This window comes from Polaromonas jejuensis NBRC 106434 (assembly GCF_001598235.1).
Lineage (GTDB): Bacteria > Pseudomonadota > Gammaproteobacteria > Burkholderiales > Burkholderiaceae_C > Polaromonas > Polaromonas jejuensis.
The window spans coordinates 1-799 of sequence record NZ_BCYO01000079.1 but is presented as its reverse complement, the minus strand read 5'-3'; the positions used below and the strand labels follow the sequence as shown (position 1 = coordinate 799).

The window sequence follows — 799 nt, the reverse complement described above, 5'->3', positions numbered from 1 at the left end:
CCATCTTGCGCGGGGCGGGCCAGTAGTCCATGACCGCGTAGTGCTGGGTAGAGCGGTTGTCCCAGATCGCGACACTGTTGGGTTGCCAGCGGAAGCGCACCTGGTACTCGGGAATACTGGCCTGGCTGACCAGGTAGTTCAGCAGGTTGCTGGCGCCGGGCGTCTTGTCGAGGCCGAAGCGCACGTTCTCGGGCGTGTGGTAGTTGGCGAAGTTCGTCGTGAAGCTGCAGACGTAAAGCACTTTCTCGCCGGTCTCGGGGTGGATACGCACCACCGGGTGCTCGGCCGGCGGGTTCTGTGCGGCGAGCTTGGCGCGGTCTTCGGGGCTCATGACGGCGCCGAAGGAGTGCTCAATGCTGCTCTTGGCACGCAGGCCGTCGATGCGCTTCTTCACATCCTCGGGCAGGTTCTTGTAGGCCTCCACCATGTTGACCCAGATGGTGTCGCCGCCGACGGGCGGCACCTCGATGCTGCGCAGCACGCAGCCCATGGTCGGGGTCGAACGCCACATGCCGTCGGTGTGGTAGTTGTTCTCGTAGTTCTCGCGCTTGTCGCTGCGGTAGATCTGCACCAGGCCCGGGTGGTCGGGGTCACTGCCGGCAACGGGGTGGTCCTCCAGTTCTCCAAAGCGGCGCGCGAAGGCCACGTGTTCGGCGCGGGTGATGTCCTGGTCACGCAGGAACAGCACACGGTGCTTGAGCAGCAGCGCCTTGATTTCGGCGAACAGGTCCGCGTCGCGCGCGGCGTCACCCAGGTTGACGCCCGAGATTTCGGCGCCGATGGAGCAGGTCAGTGGGTC

At 65.2% G+C, this 799-nt stretch carries 1 protein-coding gene; it reads right to left on the bottom strand.

What is annotated here, in order from left to right:
- On the bottom strand, window positions 1-799 hold a 799-nt coding region (locus PJE01S_RS24185; RefSeq protein ID WP_245660974.1), incomplete at both ends, for a TauD/TfdA dioxygenase family protein.